Origin of the sequence: Mycobacterium persicum (assembly GCF_002086915.1) — a bacterium.
Taxonomy (GTDB): Bacteria; Actinomycetota; Actinomycetes; order Mycobacteriales; family Mycobacteriaceae; genus Mycobacterium; species Mycobacterium persicum.
On record NZ_MWQA01000001.1, the window covers coordinates 5657751 to 5679079 of the forward strand.

21 protein-coding genes are annotated in these 21329 nt (G+C 64.8%); 17 read left to right on the top strand and 4 right to left on the bottom strand.

The annotated features are described in order from the left end of the window. Nucleotides 1–5: 5 nt before the first annotated feature. Genes efp through B4U45_RS25790 form a run of 3 tightly spaced genes read left to right on the top strand, consistent with a single transcriptional unit; the run spans nt 6 to nt 1500 of the window. Nucleotides 6–569 carry an elongation factor P gene (gene efp / locus B4U45_RS25780; protein ID WP_075547217.1) on the top strand — a complete coding sequence of 188 codons (564 nt, stop codon included), beginning with the start codon at nt 6–8 and terminating at the stop codon, nt 567–569. A 2-nt stretch (nt 570–571) separates the two neighbouring features. Beyond that, nucleotides 572–1096 (top strand): transcription antitermination factor NusB, encoded by a 525-nt coding sequence (nusB, locus tag B4U45_RS25785; protein WP_083155401.1) that lies wholly within the window; start codon nt 572–574, stop codon nt 1094–1096. Further along, complete coding sequence (locus tag B4U45_RS25790) at nt 1093–1500, top strand: antitermination protein NusB (protein WP_075547215.1); 408 nt, start codon at nt 1093–1095, stop codon at nt 1498–1500. The genes nusB and B4U45_RS25790 overlap by 4 nt, the downstream gene beginning before the upstream one ends. 26 nt (nt 1501–1526) lie before the next feature. On the opposite strand, the gene B4U45_RS25795 is transcribed toward B4U45_RS25790, so the two are convergent. Beyond that, nucleotides 1527–3002 carry a dihydrolipoyl dehydrogenase family protein gene (locus tag B4U45_RS25795; RefSeq protein WP_219859546.1) on the bottom strand — a complete coding sequence of 492 codons (1476 nt, stop codon included), beginning with the start codon at nt 3000–3002 and terminating at the stop codon, nt 1527–1529. A gap of 86 nt (nt 3003–3088) precedes the next feature. Here B4U45_RS25795 and B4U45_RS25800 point away from each other — a divergent pair, with 86 nt between their 5' ends. The 4 genes from B4U45_RS25800 to B4U45_RS25815 all read left to right on the top strand — a co-directional run bounded on the left by B4U45_RS25800 (nt 3089) and on the right by B4U45_RS25815 (nt 9402). Next, entirely contained in the window at nt 3089–4624 is a 1536-nt protein-coding gene (locus tag B4U45_RS25800; protein WP_075547213.1) for a PucR family transcriptional regulator, read from the top strand. Nucleotides 4625–4737: 113 nt separating this feature from the next. Then, nucleotides 4738–5376 carry an Rv1733c family protein gene (locus tag B4U45_RS25805; RefSeq protein WP_075547212.1) on the top strand — a complete coding sequence of 213 codons (639 nt, stop codon included), beginning with the start codon at nt 4738–4740 and terminating at the stop codon, nt 5374–5376. 122 nt (nt 5377–5498) lie between these two features. Beyond that, nucleotides 5499–6287, top strand: coding sequence for an FAD-dependent oxidoreductase (locus B4U45_RS30190; protein ID WP_082275417.1), 789 nt, complete (start codon nt 5499–5501; stop codon nt 6285–6287). A gap of 274 nt (nt 6288–6561) precedes the next feature. Further along, nucleotides 6562–9402 (top strand): aminotransferase class I/II-fold pyridoxal phosphate-dependent enzyme, encoded by a 2841-nt coding sequence (locus tag B4U45_RS25815; protein WP_075547210.1) that lies wholly within the window; start codon nt 6562–6564, stop codon nt 9400–9402. A gap of 42 nt (nt 9403–9444) precedes the next feature. Here the strand turns inward: B4U45_RS25815 and B4U45_RS25820 are convergent, their stop codons facing one another. Together B4U45_RS25820 and B4U45_RS25825 are read right to left on the bottom strand one after the other, a co-directional pair. Then, nucleotides 9445–10362 (bottom strand): alpha/beta fold hydrolase, encoded by a 918-nt coding sequence (locus B4U45_RS25820; protein WP_158006339.1) that lies wholly within the window; start codon nt 10360–10362, stop codon nt 9445–9447. 43 nt (nt 10363–10405) lie between these two features. Then, a complete protein-coding gene (locus tag B4U45_RS25825) occupies nt 10406–10918 on the bottom strand; it encodes a winged helix-turn-helix transcriptional regulator (protein ID WP_075547209.1) in 513 nt (170 codons plus the stop codon). A gap of 30 nt (nt 10919–10948) precedes the next feature. Between B4U45_RS25825 and B4U45_RS25830 the strand changes: the two genes are divergently transcribed. Then, a complete protein-coding gene (locus tag B4U45_RS25830) occupies nt 10949–11710 on the top strand; it encodes an enoyl-CoA hydratase/isomerase family protein (RefSeq protein WP_075547208.1) in 762 nt (253 codons plus the stop codon). Here B4U45_RS25830 and B4U45_RS25835 read toward each other — a convergent pair. Further along, nucleotides 11675–12655 carry an ERCC4 domain-containing protein gene (locus B4U45_RS25835; protein WP_075547207.1) on the bottom strand — a complete coding sequence of 327 codons (981 nt, stop codon included), beginning with the start codon at nt 12653–12655 and terminating at the stop codon, nt 11675–11677. The two genes, B4U45_RS25830 and B4U45_RS25835, sit on opposite strands and share 36 nt — an antisense overlap. 138 nt (nt 12656–12793) lie before the next feature. On the opposite strand from B4U45_RS25835, the gene B4U45_RS25840 reads away from it, so the two are divergent. The 9 genes from B4U45_RS25840 to cas2 all read left to right on the top strand — a co-directional run bounded on the left by B4U45_RS25840 (nt 12794) and on the right by cas2 (nt 20908). Next, nucleotides 12794–12982: a hypothetical protein gene (locus B4U45_RS25840; RefSeq protein WP_075547206.1), complete on the top strand. Its 189-nt coding sequence runs from the start codon at nt 12794–12796 to the stop codon at nt 12980–12982. 237 nt (nt 12983–13219) lie between these two features. Further along, on the top strand, nt 13220–13381 hold the full coding sequence (locus B4U45_RS25845) for a hypothetical protein (RefSeq protein WP_158006338.1): 162 nt from the start codon (nt 13220–13222) through the stop codon (nt 13379–13381). Nucleotides 13382–13489: 108 nt separating this feature from the next. Further along, nucleotides 13490–15694, top strand: coding sequence for a CRISPR-associated helicase Cas3' (cas3, locus tag B4U45_RS25850; RefSeq protein ID WP_183155375.1), 2205 nt, complete (start codon nt 13490–13492; stop codon nt 15692–15694). Further along, complete coding sequence (gene cas5c / locus B4U45_RS25855; RefSeq protein WP_089025250.1) at nt 15691–16329, top strand: type I-C CRISPR-associated protein Cas5c; 639 nt, start codon at nt 15691–15693, stop codon at nt 16327–16329. The genes cas3 and cas5c overlap by 4 nt, the downstream gene beginning before the upstream one ends. Next, nucleotides 16329–18077, top strand: coding sequence for a type I-C CRISPR-associated protein Cas8c/Csd1 (gene cas8c / locus B4U45_RS25860; protein ID WP_075547203.1), 1749 nt, complete (start codon nt 16329–16331; stop codon nt 18075–18077). The genes cas5c and cas8c overlap by 1 nt, the downstream gene beginning before the upstream one ends. A gap of 1 nt (nt 18078) precedes the next feature. Beyond that, complete coding sequence (gene cas7c / locus B4U45_RS25865; RefSeq protein WP_075547202.1) at nt 18079–18984, top strand: type I-C CRISPR-associated protein Cas7/Csd2; 906 nt, start codon at nt 18079–18081, stop codon at nt 18982–18984. Then, nucleotides 18977–19591: a CRISPR-associated protein Cas4 gene (gene cas4 / locus B4U45_RS25870; RefSeq protein WP_082275410.1), complete on the top strand. Its 615-nt coding sequence runs from the start codon at nt 18977–18979 to the stop codon at nt 19589–19591. The genes cas7c and cas4 overlap by 8 nt, the downstream gene beginning before the upstream one ends. Further along, nucleotides 19582–20616 carry a type I-C CRISPR-associated endonuclease Cas1c gene (gene cas1c / locus B4U45_RS25875; protein ID WP_158006337.1) on the top strand — a complete coding sequence of 345 codons (1035 nt, stop codon included), beginning with the start codon at nt 19582–19584 and terminating at the stop codon, nt 20614–20616. Before cas4 ends, cas1c begins: the two co-directional genes overlap by 10 nt. A 1-nt stretch (nt 20617) precedes the next feature. Then, nucleotides 20618–20908, top strand: a complete 291-nt coding sequence (gene cas2 / locus B4U45_RS30595; protein ID WP_082275408.1) for a CRISPR-associated endonuclease Cas2 — start codon at nt 20618–20620, stop codon at nt 20906–20908. Nucleotides 20909–21329 lie beyond the last annotated feature (421 nt).

Genomic DNA, 21329 nt, shown 5'->3' on the forward strand with positions numbered 1-21329 from the left:
AGACCGTGGCGACCACCGCTGACTTCAAGAACGGACTTGTCCTGGCGATCGATGGGCAGCTGTGGCAGATCGTCGAGTTTCAGCACGTCAAGCCGGGCAAGGGGCCGGCGTTCGTGCGCACCAAGCTGAAGAACGTGCTGTCGGGCAAGGTCGTCGACAAGACCTACAACGCCGGGGTGAAGGTGGAAACCGCCACCGTGGACCGCCGCGACACCACCTACCTGTACCGCGACGGCGCGGACTTCGTGTTCATGGACAGTCAGGACTATGAGCAGCACCCGCTGCCGGAGTCGCTGGTCGGCGACGCCGCGCGGTTTCTGCTGGAGGGCATGCCGGTGCAGGTGGCCTTCCACAACGGGGCACCGCTGTACATTGAGCTGCCGGTGACCGTCGAGCTCGAGGTCACCCACACCGAGCCGGGCCTGCAGGGTGACCGGTCCAGCGCCGGCACCAAGCCGGCCACGCTGGAGACCGGCGCCCAGATCCAGGTGCCGCTGTTCATCAACACCGGTGACAAGCTGAAGGTCGATTCGCGCGACGGCAGCTACCTGGGCAGGGTCAACGCCTGAGCATGCCCGACGCAAAACCGGGAAAGCCGGTGAAAGGACGCCATCAGGCCCGCAAGCGCGCGGTGGACCTGTTGTTCGAGGCCGAGGCGCGTGGCATGAGCCCGCTCGAGGTGGTCGAGTCCCGCACCGCACTGGCGGCAGCCAAGCCGGAAGTCGCGCCGTTGCATCCCTACACGGCAGCGGTGGCGCGCGGCGTCAGTGAGGATGCCGCCCACATCGACGACCTGATCGCCGCGCATCTGCAGGGCTGGACGCTGGATCGGCTGCCTGCGGTGGATCGCGCCATCCTGCGGGTCTCGGTGTGGGAATTGCTGCATGCCGACGACGTCCCCGAACCGGTAGCCGTCGACGAGGCCGTCGAGCTGGCCAAGGAACTGTCCACCGACGAGTCGCCCGGCTTCGTCAACGGAGTGCTGGGGCAAGTCATGCTGGTGACGCCGCAGATCCGCGCGGCCGCTCACGCGGTCCGCCAGGCGGTGCCTGGAGATGCGGAACGCCTGCCGGAAAACCAAGGATCGTGTTCATGAGCAGACTCGAATTGCGCGTCGTGATCGCCGCCTGGATGGCCGCGGCGGTGGTGCTGGGCGCGGTGATCTGCGCTGCCTACGGCTGGGCCATTGTCGCCTCGGCGCTGTCGATCTATGCGCTGGGCGTCGGCGCTTGGCTGTATCACAGCATCGAGCGCCTGATCCTGGCCCGCCGGATCAGCACGGTCCGCTCGGCGGCCAAGCCGCTGCAGCCGCTGCTGCCGGTGATGGCGGCCATCATGGGCCTGACCCAGGCCGTGGTGCGATCTCTGGGCGACGTCACCGACCTGCCCGCGCGTCGCTGGGAATTTCCGCAATTCCCACAGCTTCCGATGCTGCGCTGGGTCGACAGCACGTTGGGCAACCGGCGGATCATCGACAGCGACGACGAGCTGGACCGCTGACCCGCCCCGGTTTGTCGGCTCGGCTCTCAAACGACCACGAAAAACGAATCGCGGTAGGCCTCAAGAAGTCTCAGCCATAATTCGCTGACGGTCGGGAAGCATGGTACGGCGTGCCACAACCGGTCGATGGGCACCTGGCCGGCGACGGCGATGGTGGCCGAGTGCAGTAGCTCGGTGACACCCGGGCCGACCATGGTCACACCGAGCAGGTGGCCGCGATCGACGTCGACCACCATCCGCGCCCGGCCCGTGTACCCGTCGGCATACAGCTTGGCTCCCATGACGACGTCCCCGATTTCGACGTCGATGGCCTTGACTCGATGCCCGGCCTGCACCGCCCGTTCCTCCGTGAGCCCGACCGCGGCGACTTCGGGGTCGGTAAAGAGGGCCTGCGGCACGGCGTGATGGTCTGCGGTGGTCGCATGAACGCCCCATGGCGCGGTGTCCAACGGCGTGCCCGCGGCACGGGCGCCGATGGCCGCGCCGGCAATGCGCGCTTGGTATTTGCCCTGATGGGTCAGCAGCGCACGGTGATTGACATCGCCGGCCGCGTAGAGCCAACCATCGTCGACGGCGTGCACGCAGCAGGTGTCGTCGACATCGAGCCAGCTGCCGGGGGTTAATCCGACTGTTTCCAAGCCGATATGGTCGGTGAGGGGCTTTCGGCCGGTGGCAAACAGTATTTCGTCCACCTCCAGCTCGGTGCCGTCGGTCAACGCGAGCGCCAGCGGGCAGTAGGGGTATGCCCGGCTGAGTTCGCGGACTGTCACACCGGTGCGCACGTCCACACCAGCCGCTGCCAGACCGCGGCCGACAAGCTCTCCCACAAATGGCTCCATCCGCGGCAGCAGCCGCGAGCCTCTGGCCAGCAAGGTCACCTTTGAGCCCAATCCTTGCCAGGCCGTTGCCATTTCGACGCCCACGCCGCCGGCCCCGACAACGGCGAGCCGGTTCGGGACATCGCTACTGTCGTTGGCTTCGCGGTTGGTCCAGGGTCGAGCTTCGACCAGGCCGGGCAAGTCGGGAATCGCCGTCCGGCTTCCGGTGCAGATGACAACCGCGTGCCGGACGGCCAGCGCCACCTCCCTGCCGCTGGGGGTGGTGACCACAACTCGTCGCGGACCGTCCAACCGTCCATGTCCACGGACCAGCGTCGCTCCGATACCGGCCACCCAGTCGATCTGGCTGGTGTCGTCCCAGTCGTTCACATAGCGGTCGCGGCGGCCGAAGACACCGGCCGGGTCGATCGAACCGGTGACCGCCTCGCGCGCCCCCTCGACCCGGCGCGCGTCAGAGACCGCGCGGACCGGACGCAGCAGCGACTTGCTGGGCACGCAGGCCCAATATGAACACTCGCCGCCGACGAGCTCACGTTCGACCACTGCGACGTCCAGGCCGGCCGCCCGAGCGCGGTCCGCGACATTCTGGCCCCCCGGCCCCGCCCCGAGTACCACTACGTCGAATGTCTGGTCGCATGTCTGTTCCTGTTGGTCGGCCGCCATGGCCGAAATCCTATGTGCAGGCCATTTTCGGGATCCGCTCGATTCCGAATTACGCTGAGTGAACAGTCCGAATTTAGGGGCGGCTCGTGATCACGTTGGACCGCTTGGTGAACGTCTTGGGTGGTTACGGGGTCCGGCTGCGGTGGTCGTCATTGCCCAGGTCGACGGAATTGCGCAGTGTGGTGATCCACGAGGCAGCCGCGACCCGTCCGGTAGTCGGCGATGTGTTGCTGGCGATCGGCGCGAGCTCCGTCGGGGAAGCGGTTCAGTGGGCGGCGTCGGCCCGGGCTGTGGTGGTGTTGACCCGTGACGGCGAACGGCCCATGACGTTGGAGGGTGACCTCGAGGCGGGAGCGGTCATGGTGCTCGACGAGTCGCTGTCCTGGAGCGAGGTCGCCGCGGTCGTCTACGGGTTGGTGTTGGAGGGCCGCGAAACAGCGTCTGGTCGTGGTCCCACGGATCTGTTCGCGCTGGCCGACAGCCTGGCCGAGGCTACCGGTGGAGCGGTGACCATCGAAGATCGGCTGTTGCGGGTACTGGCGTACTCGCGGCTGCAGCAAGGCGCCGACCCCGCGCGGGTCGCCACCATCCTGGGGCGCCAGACGCCGGAGCAGCTGCGCGTGCTCCTGGACCAGCACGGAGTTTTGGCTCACCTGGCCACGTCCGGGGATCCGCTCTACGTTGCCGCAGACAGCGAACATGGCCTGACCGGGCGCATGGTGGTGGCCGTGCGCTCCGGACGCGAAGTCCTGGGGTCGGTATGGGTGGCGTGTTCGGCTCCGTTGAGCGGCGCCGAGCGCGCCGCATTGACCGACGGCGCGCATACCGTGGCCTTGCACCTGCTGCGGTCGCGGGCCAGCGCCGACTTGGAGCGCCAGGTCGAATCCGAACTGGTGATTCAACTGCTGGAGGGCACCATTGACGCCGCCACGGTCGCCAGCAGGCTGGGATTGCCGCGCGGTCCGCTGCGGGTTGTTGCGTTGCGGGCGTTCGTCGGCGCCGACCGTGATGCCGCGCTGCTGTTGGCTTTCGAGCGGGCCACCACGGGGTTCGGTTGGTCTCGGCCGGGACGCAGCGCGTTGGCGGGCAACACCGTCTATACCGTGCTGCCCGGCGATCAGCCGGCAACCGCGCGGCGCTGGGTCAGCGGTGTCCGGGCGGCCCTGCCCGAGGGGATGCGGGTGTGGGCCGGCATCAGCGGACCGGCCGAGGTGGCCGATCTCGTCGCGGCGCGCCAGGAGGCCGACGAGTGTCTGGCGCTGCACCAGCTGTCCCCGGACAGCGCCGCCTCACCGGCATACGACCAGTCCTGGGATGACATCCTGCTGCAACGGCTGCGCACCGCGGCCAGGTCCGGGAGGTTGCCGGACCGCGGGCCGGTGGCCGAGCTGCGCCGCCACGACCGAGCTAACGCCACCGAGTACGTGCCCACGCTGCGGGCCTGGCTGGAGGAGCAGGGCGACCCGGCACGGGCCGGTGAGCGTCTGGGCGTGCACGAGAACACCGTGCGTTACCGGCTGCGGAAGATGGCCGAGATCACCACGTTGTCGCTGGACGACGCCAAGAAGCGGTTGGCCATGACGATCGAGCTGGCGGCCACCGATCCTGACCAGCCCCTGTAGCAACCCGACAACGCGCGCCGGCCTGGTTGTCGAACTTCGGCAAACAGTGCGGCGCCTGTCGACGCCACCCTGGAGTTGTCACCCTCCGACAAACCCGTCGATAGGAATGTCCGATGACCACCCCGTGTTCCGACCGGCGCCGGCTCGCCGGCCGTGCATCAGGCGCCGACGCCTCGATGGACACCTACATCCTGCGCCGGCCGCACCCGCTTGTGGCGTGGGCCCGTCGCATGCCTACCGGCCGCGGATTCCAGGTGCTGCTTGCGATTTGGGTCGCGGTGGTGGTGCTGGGCGGCCTGCCGATCGCGGTGGCCGTGGGCACCGAAGAGCACGAATCCCGTAGCCGCTTCTACGCCCAGCAGGCGCAAACCCGTCAGTCGGTCACCGCGGTGGTCACCAGCGACAAGGCGGACCATCAGGAGCTTGCCGATCCGCAGACGGTCAGCGTGCCGGCCCGCTGGGTTGCCGGGGGAGTCGAGCACGCAGGTCCGGTGGATGCGCCGCGGGGCGTGAAAGCCGGTGATTCCGTTGACATCTGGGTAGATGAGAACGGTTACCACGTCGGCCTGCCAGTCAGGACCGCGCTGGACGATGCGGTGGCGGCCGGATTGTCGGCGTGGCTGAGCATGGCCGCCGTGACAGCGGTGTTGCTGGCCGGCGTCTGGGTGGTTGCCGACCGCGCACCCTCCGGCCGGCCGCAGCCGTCGGCAAGGAGCTGTCGCCGTATCGGTCCGAGGGCCGCGCTTCGTTGAGGCGTGTTGTCGCAGAACCGCAATGGCTCCTCGGGTGATTGACCGGCTACGCCAAGTGCCGCGGCGCCCGTTCCGCCAGCATGGGAAATACCAAGCAGGAGTTCAGTTCATGGAGGTGTGTGATGGCCGGCGTCGAGCGGATTGACACCGCGGTATTCGACTCGACCGCAGCGGCACAACGATTCCGGGAAGACCTGCAGGAGCTCGGAAAAGCCGGCCAGACAACGGATATCACCGTATTGACGGGTGCGGCACTGCGGGAGCAAGTGCCGTTGGCGTCCCGGGCGGTCCGGGTCGGGCTCAGCGTCAACGGACAGCGTTTCATCGACCCAGCCCGCTTCGTGGCGGCTCTGGGTCGCGCGGTGCTGAACCGCGGGGCGACGCTGCGCACGCTGGAAGTAGCCGAAATTGTCAACGCAGCCAACGGTATTGCGGTGCGCGGGCGCCGCCGCGCACCGTTGATGACCGAGGCCGCCGTGATCGCCACCGGCGCACAGTTTCCGCAACTGGCCGGCCCCCGGCTGGGCGAACCGGTGCGGGCCGGTCCCCCTGACGTGCACCGAGCGTGGCAAACCCGGATTCGCCAGATTCACGACCTGTCGGTCAGGGCCGACGTCGGCGAGGACCCGCCCGACGACGGGATCGCCGAACCAGGCATGGTTTTGACGGTCCGCTACCACGACACCGGCGACACCGGCGACACCGGCGACACCGAAACATTCCTGCTGGGCGCCCGCGGCGCCGAGCACGGCGACGTGGAGGTCTACTCGCCCCGCTCCCCGCTGGGCGCCGCGGTCACCGGTGCGCTCCCCGGTGAGCAACGCAGCTTCACCCTGCCCGGTGGCGCCACCTTGACGGTCACGCTCGTGAGCGCTGTACCATACGGTGTCCACATGGCCGGGGCCACCTGAAGCAAACAGTAGACGGCTCAAGTGGTTACGAGACGTCGGCGGACTGTTCGCGCCGTGGGGATTGACGCGGCCACCGGAGCCGGTTCGCGAGCCGCCACGGCGGGCAATGCCCTCCCGCCGGCGGCGTCTTCGGCGTAACCTCGCGGCATGCGTTGCCGCAGTCGGACACCGTCGAACTGCCGGTGTGTTGGTACCGGCCACTATGTCCGTCCCGCGCGCGATAATGACAAGTTGCACCGAATGGCGCTACCGCACCACAAGAACAGGTGACGACATGTACCGAGACAGCTCCCGCCCGCGACGACTTCGCGTCTCGGCGTTGGCGGCAGTGGCCAACCCGTCGTACGCACGCATCGACACATGGAACCTGCTCGACGACGCGTGCCGCCACCTGGCCGAGGTGGACCTCGCCGGGTTGGACATCACCCACGACATGGCGAAGGTCAAGCGGCTGATGGACCGCATCGGCGCCTACGAGCGGTACTGGCTGTATCCGGGCGCGGACAATTTGGCGACCTTCCGCGCCCATCTCGAGAGCAAGTCCACCGTGCGGCTCACCGAAGAGGTATCGCTGGCCGTGCGCCTGCTCAGTGAGTACGGCGACCGGACAGCGTTGTTCGACATCTCGGCGCCGCTGGCCGATCAGGAACTGGTGGCCCAGGCCAAACAGCAGCAGTTCTACACGGTGTTGCTGGCCGACGACGCGCCCCCCACGGCTCCGGAGAGCCTCGTCGAGTGTCTGCGGGAGCTGCGCAACCCCGCCGACGACGTCCAGTTCGAGATCCTGGTGGCCCCCAGCGTCGAGGACGCCATCACCGCGGTTGCGCTCAACGGCGAGATCCAGGCCGCGATCATCCGCCACGACCTGCCGCTGCGGTCCCGGGACCGGTTGCCGCTGATGAACACGCTGCTGGGGCCTAACGACGCCGAGGGCGCGGTAGTGATTCCCGATCGCCCGCATGACTGGATCGAATGTGGTGAATGGATCAGGGAGCTGCGGCCCCACATCGACCTCTACCTGCTCACCGACGAGTCCATCGCGGCGGGCGATGGCGACGAGCCCGACGTCTACGACCGGACCTTCTACCGGCTCAACGACGTCACCGACCTGCACAGCACGGTGCTTGCCGGGCTCCGGAATCGGTTCGCGACACCGTTTTTCGACGCGCTGCGCGCCTACGCCGCCGCGCCCGTCGGACAATTCCACGCGCTGCCCGTCGCGCGCGGCGCCAGCATCTTCAACTCCAAGTCGCTGCAGGATATGGGTGAGTTCTACGGCCGCAACATCTTCATGGCCGAGACCTCGACCACCTCAGGCGGCCTGGACTCGTTGCTGGACCCGCACGGCAACATCAAGAAGGCGATGGACAAGGCCGCGGTCACCTGGAACGCCAACCACACCTACTTCGTCACCAACGGAACGTCGACGGCCAACAAGATCGTCGTCCAATCGCTGACCCGGCCCGGCGACATCGTGCTGATCGATCGAAACTGCCACAAGTCGCATCACTACGGGCTGGTGCTGGCCGGCGCGTACCCGCTGTACCTGGACGCCTATCCGTTGCCGCAGTTCGCCATCTACGGAGCGGTGTCGCTGCGCACCATCAAGAAGGCGCTGCTGGACCTGGAAGCGGCCGGGCAGCTGCACAAGGTGCGCATGCTGCTGCTGACCAACTGCACCTTCGACGGTGTCGTCTACAACCCGCGGCGGGTGATGGAGGAGGTGCTGGCGATCAAGCCGGACATCTGCTTCCTCTGGGACGAGGCGTGGTACGCGTTTGCCACCGCCGTGCCGTGGGCCCGGCAACGGACCGCGATGGTGGCCGCCGAGCACCTCGAGGACATGTTGGCCTCGGAGGAATACGCCAAGGAATACCGGCAATGGTCGGCGTCGATGGAAGGGGTCGACCGGTCGGAGTGGCTGGATCGCCGGTTGCTGCCCGACCCTGCTCGCGCGCGGGTAAGGGTGTATGCGACGCATTCCACCCACAAGTCGTTGTCGGCGCTGCGGCAGGCGTCGATGATCCACGTCCGCGATCAGGACTTCAACGCACTGGCCCGGGACGCGTTCGGTGAGGCGTTCTTGACCCACACCTCGACGTCGCCGAACCAGCAGCTGCTGGCCTCGCTGGATCTGGCGCGCCGGCAGGTGGACATCGAGGGTTTCCAGTTGGTCCGGCAGGTCTACGACATGGCGCTGGTCTTTCGGCACCGGGTCCGCAAAGACCGGCTGATCAGCAAGTGGTTCCGCATCCTCGACGAGTCCGACCTGGTTCCGGAGGAATTCCGGGCCTCCTCGGTCAGCTCCTACCGCCAGGTCCGGCAAGGGGCGCTGGCCGAATGGAACGAGGCGTGGCGGTCTGATCAGTTCGTGTTGGACGCGACGCGGGTCACCCTGTTCATCGGTGCGACCGGGATGAACGGGTACGACTTCCGCGAGAAGATCCTGATGGAGCGGTTCGGTATTCAGATCAACAAGACGTCGATCAACAGTGTGCTGCTGATCTTCACCATCGGCGTGACGTGGTCGAGTGTGCACTATCTGCTCGACGTGCTGCGCCGGATAGCCATCGACTTCGACCGGACCCAGAAGGCGGCCAGCGCCGCCGACTGGGCGCTGCACCAGCGCCGGGTCGAGGAGGTCACCCAGGATCTGCCGCACCTACCCGACTTCAGCGAGTTCGACGTGGCCTTCCGCCCCGACGACAACAGTGTCTACGGCGACACCCGAGCCGCCTTCTACGCCGGCTACGAAGAGTCCGACCGGGAATACGTGCAGATCGGCATGGCCGGGCGGCGGCTTGCTGAAGGACGGACGCTGGTGTCGACGACGTTCGTGGTGCCCTATCCGCCAGGATTCCCGGTGCTGGTGCCGGGGCAGGTGGTGTCCAAGGAGATCGTTTACTTCCTGGCCCAGCTCGACGTCAAAGAAATTCACGGTTATAACCACGAACTCGGGTTGTCGGTGTTCACCGACGCTGCGCTGAAGCGGATGGAGGCGGCGCGCAACGCGTTTGCCTCGGCCGAAGCCGCACTGCCGTCGTTCGAGGTGCCGCCGGACGCGTCGGCTTTGAACGGCGACGGCGTCGTGGGGGCCATCGCCGAGGAAGCGTGAGACCCGGCGGTAGGCGGGCGCGCAGGTCGCTGCGGGTCGGCGCTAGCCCGACCGCGGTTCGGCGACAACCGGGTGTGCGGCGAGGAAGTTTTCGATCGCGGCGACCAGCCGGTCGGGCTGCTCTTCGGGAATGAAGGTGCGGCTGTCGGCGATCAGGTCAAATCGGCCCTGCGGCAACAGCTTTGCCAGCCGTTGTCCATGCTGGCGCGGGAAGATCTTGTCGTCGCTGGCCCACAACACCAGCGCGGGTTTGTCGAAGCCGGCGAGTCGAGCCGCGGCTTCGAAGGTGTATCTCGTGTCGACCGATCGGAGCATGCGCCGGAAATCACGCCTGACGCCGGGGTTGGCGCGCACCGGGCCGGTGAAGGAGCGCATGATGTCGCTGGGCATCGCCCGTGACGTGACAAACCCGTACGCGGTCGGAAGTCGCTGAATTGGCTTGAACCGCACGGTGTATGCCACGATCCAGGTGAGCAGCCGCGAGCGTGACGTCAGCTTCAGGTACTTCTGTGGCGTGGGTGGGAACTTCTCGAACGCGTCGCACGAGGTGAGTATCAGGCGGGTGATTCGCTGGGGGTGGCTGCTCACCAGCGCTTGTGCGACGGCACCACCGGTGTCGTTGGCGACGATCGTGACGTCGTCGAGGTCCAGGGCGTCCAGGAAGTCGGCGGTGATTCGCGCCATGCCGGGCAAGGACAGGTCGGCATCGGGTTTCAGCGGGATCGAATGGGAGCCCCACGGCAGGTCGGGGGTGATGCAGCGGTGGCTGGCTGCCAGCCGTGGCGCCACGTGGCGCCACAGGTCGCCGTTGACGCCTACGCCGTGGACGAACACCATCGGTGAGCCGCTACCGCGGTCGCGGTAGTTGATCGTGCCCGCCGGGACGTCGACGCGGTGCGCCCGGCCGAGCTGTGGACTGATCGACATGAGCTTCTCCGGGCGGTGGTCGTTGTTCTCCAATACTTGCATGGTGCAAGCTAAAGGGCAACCCGCGGCGCAGGATTCAATCTGGTGCCGGACGAGCCCCCCACGCCGCCAGTTGCGGCGGCGTCAGGGTGGTCGGCCGGCCGTCCGGTCCGACCGCGCCGGGCGCCGGCACCACCCGCAGATCGCGCAGGGTGATGGGATCTCCGCAGTGCTCGCACCGCAGCCCGCCGCCGGCCGGCTGATCGCAGCCGGTGTGCAGGATCGCCACCTCGGGCCCCGCGGGTCCCTGCTCGTAGCGGTCAGCCCAGGCCATCAGCGTCAACACCACCGGAAACAGGTCGCGGCCCTTCTGGGTCAGGTGGTAGGAACCGCGTGGCCCCGTCCGCTCCAGCACGCCGTGCTCCAGCAATTTCTGCAGCCGGGCACTCAAGATGTTGGTTGCCAGCCCGAGACTGCGCAGGAACTCGTCGTAGCGGGTCAATCCGTGGAAGGCGTCGCGGATGATCAGCAGCGTCCAGCGCTCGCCGAGGATCGCCAGCGCCCGAGCGAGCGCGCAATCTTGACCCTGGTAGTCACTCCCAAGTGGCATGATGCAAGTTTAGATACCTGTGGAGGAGCGATGACCCGGCACATTGTCACCCAGCTAGCCGACGACGGCGTCGCGACGCTGACCCTGAGCCGTCCAGAGCGGCGTAACGCGTTGTCGATCGAGCTTCGCAACGAGATCACCGAACAGCTCGATGGCTGGGCGACGGATCCGGCGATCCGTGCGGTAGTGCTCACCGGCGCGGGATCGACCTTTTGCGCTGGCTTCGACCTCGACGAGTTCGCGAAAGCCGACCTTGCGGCGCGCATCCGGGACAGCTCGCGTCGTTACCACCTGGCGGTGTGGCACTTCCCCAAGCCGCTGGTGGCCGCCGTCAACGGGCCGGCGGTGGCCGGCGGCATGGACCTCTGTGTGCTATGTGACTTTCGGATCGCTTCGGCCAGTGCGGTATTCGGACATCCCGAGATCAAATTCGGTGCACCGCCGTTGTTTACGCCGCTTCAGTGGATCGTTGGCATGGGCATCGCACGCGACCTGTGTCTCACCGGACGACGCATCGATGCCCATGAGGCATTGCGCATCGGCCTCGTCAACCGCATCAGCGAACCGGCCCGCGTGCTGGACGACGCTTTGGCTATGGCACGCACCATCATCGAAGCGCCCCAGGCCGCGCTCGAGTGCACAAAGCGGTACCTGACCAGCAGCCCCAGCGCGACGTTCGAGCAGGCCTTCGCCGTCGAGCACGACGCTGTTTTCGACGAGTTCTTGCATGGTGCGGTGGGCCCGAGAACCACGGGATCAGCCGCGAAGTCCGATGCTGGTGGCGGCGACTGACCCTTCATGAGCCTGCCGCCACGCCCGCAGAATCTCCGGGCGCAGCCGCCCACGGTCGGACACCGGCAGACCCACGGCTATCGCCCACGCGCGCAGTTCGGCACTGCTCGGCTCGGGATTGGCCGGGGCCGGCTCGAAAACCGTTGCGGCGCCGGCGTCGTCGATGAACCAGGCCAGAGCGGCGGCAAGATAGCGGTAGGTGTATTCCTGGGCGAGCTTGCGGGTTTGGCAGAACACCATCGGCACCGTCGGGAAGCTGATCTGTAACTCGGCGAGTCCGTCGGCGACCGCGGCCGGGCGGGCATAGCTCAGCGCAAAGATCTCCGAATACCGCTCCTCGATCACCACCGCGGCCCGGGGCAGCGCCGCCAGCTCGGTGAGCTGATATTTCAGCGTGCCATCGAGCACGCCAGAGGTGAAGTCCGACAGCGCTTTACGCTCGACCGCTGCGACGAGCTGCCCGGCGACCTTGAGTCCGTAGTCGCCGCAGGCAAGGGCTTCGCGTGTCGTCCGCGCGGGCTTGTCGGTAAACGTGTAGGGATAGCGTTCGTGGGAATCGACGATGATGTCGAGTTCTTCGATACCGGCGGCGCGGGCCGCGGGGGTGCGCACGCCCGGGCGGGACTGTTTGCGGGTCTTGGGGCTTTGCCAGAACACCACCTCGCGGCCGCGAGCCATCGTGTGCACCAGTTGGGATCGGTTCTCCCGCGAGCGGGCAGCGACGACGTCGATGGCCGCGCCGCGGCGACTGCAGCTGCGCAGCTCGACCCGGTCGACGATGACGGCGTCGTCGGGCCAGGCGATGTCGAGCCGATGGCAATACAGCGCCTTGGTGCGCGGCCACACATCCGACGTGGCGAAGACCAGGCCCGCTCCCACCGGCACCCGGATCAGGTACGGAAGTCGGGAACCGGTGTCGGGATTGGCAGCGACGAGCAGCTCCACAGGTTATGAGGGTACGGGTGGCTCGGGGGCGGGTATCGCGGGGAGGTATCCCTACCTTTATTGGTTAGGTAAGCGCGATGGACGCTGCGGCCACGATGACGTCGAAAGGGCGGGTGACGGTTCTCCAAGCGGTGGGTGATGCGCTCGGCCCTGAAGCCGGGCGATCAGGTCGTCTTCCGGCTTGAGGGCCGTCGAGCGGTGGTTGCCCGCGCACCGGACTTTCTCGCCCTGGCCGGCACGATCCGCGTACCCGCGGCAAAGCGCAATGTTGCCTGGGATGCGGTGATCCGCCGCACCAGGACGAAACGGGCGGCGGGTCGACGTTGAGCGCGTTCGTCGACGCGAACGTCGTGGTCCGACACTTGACTGGCGACCCGCCAGGCATAGCGGCACGCGCGACTGCCTACCTGGCGACCAAACCGGGCTTACTCCTGACCGACCTGGTGGTCGCGGAAACGGTGGACGTGGTGGAGTCGTTCTATGAACCGCCGCGTGACCAGATTGCTCAGGCGATACGGTCGCTCGTCGGCAACGGCTCGATACTCAGCGTGGACTCCGGCCCTGTTGCGGCGCGCGATCGAGGTCTACGAGAGCGAGCGCATCGACGTCGCGCAGGCCTACCTCGTCGCGCGCGCTGAGAGCACCGGTGTCGGCAAGGTCGCGTCCTTCGAGCGGTCTATCGACCGGAGCACCACGATCGAGCGGATCGAGCCGCCAGCGGTGTGATCGAACGTTCTCCGCGCCGTCACCTGGTGAAACCCGGCCCAGGCGAATCCGGCACGACTTGTCACACCCTTGCCTTACGCTGCGGCCATGGCTCAAACGATCCCAACCATGGGCGGGCCAGCCGAGCACGGTCACACGCCACCTGTGCTCGCGGCACACTCGCGCAATGACAGCGGCCTGTGGCATTCGTTGGCCGACCATCTGGTGGGAACCGGGCGACGGGCTGGCGCATTCGGCGAGGCATTCGGCTCGGCTGATGCCTGCCGATTGGTGGGGGAGCTGCACGATCTTGGCAAAGCTGATCCTGCGTGGCAGCGGTACCTTGCTGCGGCCGATGCCGGGAACAAACTGTCGACGGTCGATCACAAGCACGCGGGCGCATTCCTCTGCACCACTTGGGGACTAGGAACATTCGCGCCCGTAATCGTCGGTCATCACGGTGGGATACCGGACGCGACCGATGTGGGCTCGAGAATGGGTAATGAGCCGACTGTGGGCCAGCAAGCCGCGATCGACCACGTCGAGACGCTCGGCCTGACACGTCCCGAGGCGCAGGCGCTAATACCGCCGCAGTTCCGTCCCGGATCCCGGGCTGATGCGGTTGGCATGCGGCGGATGGAGTTCTGGCTTCGCATGGTGTTCTCTGCGTTGGTGGATGCCGACAGGCTCGACACCGAGGAGCACTTTCGGGGGGGCCGGTGGGAATTCCCACAGCCACTCGGGCTCAGCGCTCTCGACGATCGCTGCGAGGCCAGGCGCAAACTCACGCTGGCGGAACGTCAACACGACCCGGTGACCCCGGCGCGAACCGCGATGTTCGGCGAGGTGACGTCGAAGGCTTCTGCCCCCCCGGGATGGTTCGAGCTCACAGCACCGACGGGTTCGGGCAAGACGATTGCAGCGCTGGCGTTCGCTCTGCGGCATGCGAACGTCAACCGACTTCGCCGTGTGGTGACCGCCGTTCCCTTCGTCTCGGTGACCGAGCAGGTAGCAAACGTCTACCGCACACTGCTTGACGATGGGCCTGGTGCGCCCGTGGTCCTTGAACATCACACCGGAGTGTTCGCACGGGGTGAGTCGCAATCCGGCACCGGCCTCTGGTCTCGCCTCGCGGCTGAGAATTGGGACGCAACCGTCATCGTGACGACGACAGTCCAGTTGTTGGAGTCGCTGTTCGGCAACAATCCCAGTCGGACTCGGAAACTGCATCGCTTGGCGCGATCCGTCATCGTCTTGGACGAGGTGCAGTCGTTGCCGTGGCGATTGCTTGACCCAACGCTCGATGTCCTCAGAGAACTCGTCAGGTTGTACGGATGCTCGGTTATCCTCACAACGGCAACACAGCCGCCGTTCCACAAGATTGGCAGTGCCGAGGGAGTCGAGCGCCGAGCCTTGCTCGACGTCGCAAATCGGAACAAAGTCTTCGACCGCACCGACGCGCACGTTGTCCCAGATCGGCTCTCATGGGACGACTTTGCGTCACGAGTTGCCGCGGAGAGCGACGGACACCGCGGGCAATGTCTTGTCGTCCTTAACACCATCGCGGATGCCCGGGAGGTCTGTGGCCGCTTAGTTGGGCGGGCTGGGCTGGCCCACCTTTCGAGTCGGTTATGCCCGAAACATCGGGTCGACGTGCTCGACGCGGTCCTGGCGCGACTTCGAGAAGGTAGGCCGTGCACGTTGGTGTCGACGCAGGTTGTCGAAGCAGGCATCGATGTCGACTTCCCGGTTGCCATCCGGGCGTATGGGCCGTTGCCTGCCGTTGTGCAGGTCGCAGGGCGGGTTAATCGGCATGGGCTCGCGGACCGGGGCGAGCTGGTTCTCATCGATCCGGTCGACGGCCATGTTCCGCCTGACGAATACAAGATCGGCACGCAAATCACCCGCGACCTTCTGCGTTCGGGGGCCGACCCATTCGCGCCCGAGACGCTGGAAACGTACTACGACCGGCTGATTCATGCCACGCGTGACAAGCTGGACAGACTGGAAATTCAACGCGAGCGCGAGTCGCTGAATTTTACAAAGGTAGCCGAGAGCTACCGCGTGATCGCCCAGGAAACTACCCCTGTGCTCGTACCCTATGGAGATTTCGATCCGACGGCGATCATGTTACCGGACGATCCACCATCGCGGCGCCATTTTCTGAGGCAGCACCAGCCGTTCACAGTATCGCTTCGCGACCGAGAGCTGAACCGCTGCAAAGAAACCGGGCTCGTGGAAGAACGCGAAGCTGGCGTGTTGGTCTGGCATGGCCCGTATGACAGTGTCTTTGGGCTTTCGGTCGATAAGGAAATGGAGGCTTTGATCTGGTGAACCGTCATCCGTTTGAAGTCGCGGTACGTGTATGGGGTCCGTTTGCCTGCTTCACGCGGCCCGAGTACGCCACGGAACGAGTGTCCTACCCAGTAATGACACCACCCGCTGCGGTAGGTGTGCTCTCATCGATTTTCTGGAAGCCAGAGTTCGACTGGATTGTAACCAGGATCTGGGTGCTCGCCGAGCCGAAATGGGTTTCGATGACCCGCAACGAGGTGAAGAAGCGCGCAAGCCGCGACGGCAGAATCGATGTGCTGGAAGACCGGACACAACGACACAACCTTTTCCTCAGAGACGTCGACTATGTCATCTTCGCGAGGCCATCCCTTCGGGCCCACACATCAGACCCAGTTGCCAAGTACCGTGACCAGTTCCGTCGACGGGTTGAGCGTGGTGCCTTCTTTTCGCCGCCATATCTCGGGTTACGTGAGTACGCCGCATCGTTTGCTCCTGCGGATCTGACTATAACGCGACCACTTTCGGGCCTGACCATTCCAATCGGCCCGATGAGCCTCGACTTGGGCTATCACGGCGATGACGGAAGTCTAACCAAGCCAGAGTTCTTCAATGCGACCGTTACCGATGGGGTGCTTGATGAAATTCCGGTTCCACTGCGGCTGAAGGATCGATGATGCTCCTGCGAAGCCTTGATGATCTTTACGGTCGGCTTGTAGCTGAGGATCGATTGCCTCCAATCGGCTATCAGCGCAAGCGAGTTCGATTCATCGTCGATCTTGACAGCGCGGGGCGGTGCTTGGGCATCACCGACACCGGTCCGGATGAAACGGTGCGAGTTGTTCCAGAGCTGGGCCGAACGAGTGGCATCCGCGCATTGTTGGCATGCGACAATGGCCAATACGTCCTTGGCCTGCCGAAGAACGATAGCGAGAGGGCAAAGAGCAACGCGCAGAAGGCTCGTGTCGCATTCATCGATCGGCTCGATGAAGCAGCGAAAGCGCTACGGAACCAAGACAGCTCAGTAGCGTACGTGTTTGATGCGATTGCTCGTTTTGTCTCTGACCGCGACCGCGCGATTGGTGAGTTTCTCAGTCGGGGTCTCAGATTTGAGGCCGACTCCAGAGGCGAGAGAAAGGAAGCGAGCGCCCTTATCAGCTTCAGAGTCAACGGCGTTGATCCGAACGAGTTGGCCACGGTCCGTAATTGGTGGGCGGAAATCACGAGCGGCGACCTCAGCGGCGGCACCGAGGGCGTATGCCAGGTTTCGAACACCTACTCAGCCTTGGTGAGGAAAACGCCGGATGTCTTCGTAAAGCGTGGAACGGCGCAAAAGCTGATTTCAGCAAACTTTCGTTCCGCATTGCGCTACAACGCCGAGCAGTCCAGTGGGTCTCAGATCTCCGTTCCCGTGGCGATCCGCAGCCACCAGGCACTCAACTGGTTGTTGGCGGATGACCATCACCACAGGCGAATTGGCGAGTTGACATTCGTATGGTGGCTGGCCGCCGACGTGGCATTCGATCCGTTCAACATCATCGCCGCGCCGCATGAAGACGATGTCGCGGCTCTGCTCGGCAGACCCTGGACCGGCCGGCCTGGACTCGCGCCATCGGATAGTTTTCGCCTACTTGGGCTGTCGTTGACCGAGGGTCGTGTTGTTGTCCGCTTTGACCATGTCAGCACGCTCGCCGAGATCGAGAGGCGCACACAACGCTGGCTTGACCTCATCGCCCGACCTGGGCGAGACGGACACACATGGTGGCCCGCGATCTGGCATCTTGCCGAGGCTGCTGTTCCGCCCGGCGAAGGTAGTGCGCGAAAGGCGCGTAAGGACCGGGTTGTTGAAGCGCTCGTCCGCGCAGCAGTGGCCGGGACGCCACTGCCGCGCTCCGTGTTGGCGGCGCTAATTGACCGTTGCAGGGCCGTACCAGCCCCTCGCAACGGCGACAACATCGACTGGACTGCGGTCGGCGGCCGCCTCGCATGTCTGAATCTCTACGTGAACCTGAAGGAGGATCGAATGGGCGAACCCAACACGGCTGCGGTGCTTTGCGGCCGAATGCTTGCACAGCTCGAAGCTGCGCAGCACGCCGCACTCGGCTACGACATTAACCGCACGATCGTCGACCGCTACTATGCCAGCGCCTCGACGACGCCGAAAAGAGTCTTCGCAGGTCTCTTCAAAACCGCCAATCACCATCTGGCGAAGGCCGGTCGATCGGACCGCGGCAAGGGCGCCCAGATCGCAATCTCCCGCCGGTTAGCGGACCTGGTCGCATTGCTGATCGAGGCGGGGGGCTGGCCTGTCACACTCAGGCTGGAGGAACAAGCCGACTTCGCGCTCGGCTATTGGGACGAACGACAAGCGCGCTTCCATCGCGCGCAGGCAGATACCGATGAAACAACCGCTAAGGAGGAGTGATATGACAAAGCCCGCTCATCTCGATATCGGGAGGCGACACGATTTCCTGATGCTATATGACGTCACCGGCGGCAACCCAAACGGAGACCCGGACAATGGGAATGCGCCGCGCAGTGATCCCGAAACCGGCTACGCCTGGGTCAGCGATGTGGCGGTAAAGCGCAAAGTCCGATCATTCATTGGGGATGCTTATGTAGGCCGCGAGGGCTTCGAAATCTATGTCGGCGAGGCAGTTGCCCTCAATCAGCGGCACCGCGTCGCATCGGAAGCTCTTGGCATGAAGCCGAATAACAAGCGCCCTGCGGCCGAACAACAGAAAGTTGGTGCTGAACTTGCCCGGCGCTATTACGATGTCCGCGCCTTCGGCGCTGTAATGTCGACAGGCGACCATCCTGCGGGTCAGCTTCGCGGCCCGATTCAGATTACCGGTATCAGCAGAAGCGTCGAACCCGTTCTGCCATCTGAATTGACGATTACCCGGGTCGCGGTGACAAAGGAATCGGATTTGGAGAAGCTTGCTACCGGCGAGAAGGGCGGCAAGGATCGTGAGATGGGCTCGAAACACATCGTGCCGTACGCGCTTTTCCGCGTACAGGGGTTCGTAACTCCCTCGCTTGCTGACAAGACGGGTTTCGGCGAGGAAGACCTCGAAGTCTTCTGGGATGCGCTGCAGCGCATGTGGTCACTCGATCGGTCGTCGTCGCGGGGTATGACGGGTTGCCGGGGAATCCACATCTTCAGCCATGAAGACCGCTACGGGCGATGCCATCCCGACCGGCTGTTCGGTCGTATATCAATCACACGCAAGGTGGAAGGCCCCGCACGTCAGTTCAGCGACTACAAAGTCGATGTGGACGTGGACGGTCTCGATTCACTTGGCGTCACCCATACACTGATCGGTGATTGACGGCGACTGGGTGCTGCTATCTGAAATCGAGCATTGGGTCTACTGTCCGCGTCAGTGGGCCATTATCCATCACGAGCAGCACTTCACCGACAACGATGACACGACCCGTGGCCATCTTGAGCATCAACGTGTCGACACCGTTGGCCATGAGAGCCGCCACGGCGTCCAGGTTTACTGGGCCGTGGCGGTTGCGTCACATGTTCACCATTTGCGTGGCCGTTGTGACCGCATCGTAGTGGAGGGCAAGCGAGCTATTCCGATCGAGCACAAGTCGGGAAGGCGGTCACATCACGCGGCGGCGATACAGCTTGTGGGACAGGCGATCTGCTTGGAGGAGATGCTCGCGATACCAATAATGTATGGACGGATCTACCTGGCCGCGACCAACACATTTTGCGATGTCGATACCTCCAGCGAGGAGCTGAGAACCGCCGTACACCGCGCGGCGGCTGAGATCCGCGACGCACGTTGCGAACAGAAGTCGCTTCCTCGACCGGCGAATGATGCTCGGTGCCCGGCATGTTCGCTGAATGCGTGGTGCATGCCGAGGTTGGTTGGCGATTCACACCGTCAGCGTGGTCTTCACGGAGCGACCTGGTGGCCCTGATCGCCGACAAGCGCCGCAGTCTCTATCTCACCACGGTGGGGACGTTTGTCGCGCTCGACCACGACTCGTTCGAGGTACGTCGGCCCGACCAGCCGACGGTGCGGGCACCAGTGCGCAGCATCGAGTCAATTGTCTGCTTCGGAAATATCACGTTGTCTACAGCGGTGATGGCCAGGTGTGCTGAAGACGGAATTGACGTTTCGTGGTTGACGAGCGGTGGTCGATTCCGGTTCGGATTATGTGCGCCCACTCATGGAAATGTCCTACTGCGAATGGAGCAGTGGCGTGCTGCAGTGGATACCGACCGATCCGTCGACATCGCGCGGACCATCGTTGCGGCTAAACTGCTCAACTCCCGTGTTGTGTTGCTTGACGCGGCAAAGGATAGATCATCGCATAGCAAGGCGCTTCGTGAGGCTGGTGACGAACTCGCTATATTTGCCGAAAGGGCAAGATTTGCAGGCGATCTCGATTCGCTTCGAGGGATTGAGGGCATCGGAGCTAAACGATACTTCGCGGAATGGTCCAGTCTCCTTTCACCCGAAGGCTTCACGTTCCCGGGTAGAGTACGGCATCCGCCACTGGACCCTGTCAACGCGCTCTTGTCCTTTGGTTATGCATTGCTTCGGACTCAGTGTGTGGCCGCAGCTGAGCATGTAGGGCTCGACCCACAGGTTGGTTACCTTCACCCAGTCCGGCCCGGACGGCCATCGCTTGCGCTCGACCTGATGGAGGAACTGCGGGCCCCGTTCGTTGATCGTTTGGTTCTGACCCTCATCAACCGCCGGCAGTTGAGCACGAAGTCCTTCAGCGTTGATCCCACTGGTGCATGGCGGCTGAGGGACGACAGTCGTACAACATTTCTTGCTGCCTTCGACTCTCATCTACGGACGGCAATTCCGCATCGCGTGGTCGACCAGGACGTTGAACGGCGGAAAGTGCCGGGACTTCAGGCGCTTCTTCTGGCACGGCACCTTCGCGGCGATCTGACGCATTATTTCCCATATAGAACGACAGGGCGGTGAGATGGAGATACTAGTGGCCTATGACATCAGCACGGCGTCACCTGACGGGGAGCGTCGTCTTCGCGGGATAGCGAAGGTTTGCGAGGGGTACGGTCAGCGTGTCCAAAAGTCAGTTTTCGAATGTCAGCTGGAAATGCGCGAAGTCCGCCTGCTGATAAATGACGTTGAGAAGGTTATCGACCCGAAATCCGATCGGGTAGCCGTCTATAGACTGCGTGAGCCGTACCGTCGCTACGTGGTGACCCTTGGCCGTGGGCCAGAGGTCGACTGGCGGCACCCAGTCATTTTGTGAAGGGGCGGACCCGGGTTAGACGTGCGACCCGTAGTAGATCCGCCCGAGGATTCGGGCTCCCAAAGCGCAGAACGGTTTGTTGATAAGTTGATGATTGTCGCGGTCGCCGAAAAATAGCTGTTCGCGAAGGGCGGCGCCGGGCTTTGCTCGGCGCCGAGGATCGGAACGACGAGGACGCCACCGATCAGCTGTACGCCGACCAGGCGGCGCCGGGCTTTGCTCGGCGCCGAGGATCGGAACTTCCCCGACAAAGGCGGCACCACCCAGCCAGCCAAAAAGCGGCGCCGGGCTTTGCTCGGCGCCGAGGATCGGAACACGCTGCTGCGTAACGATGCGCCGTTGGTGGCCTGCGGCGCCGGGCTTTGCTCGGCGCCGAGGATCGGAACCGAACAGTGTCCCCCGGCTGGGCCACCATTTCCGC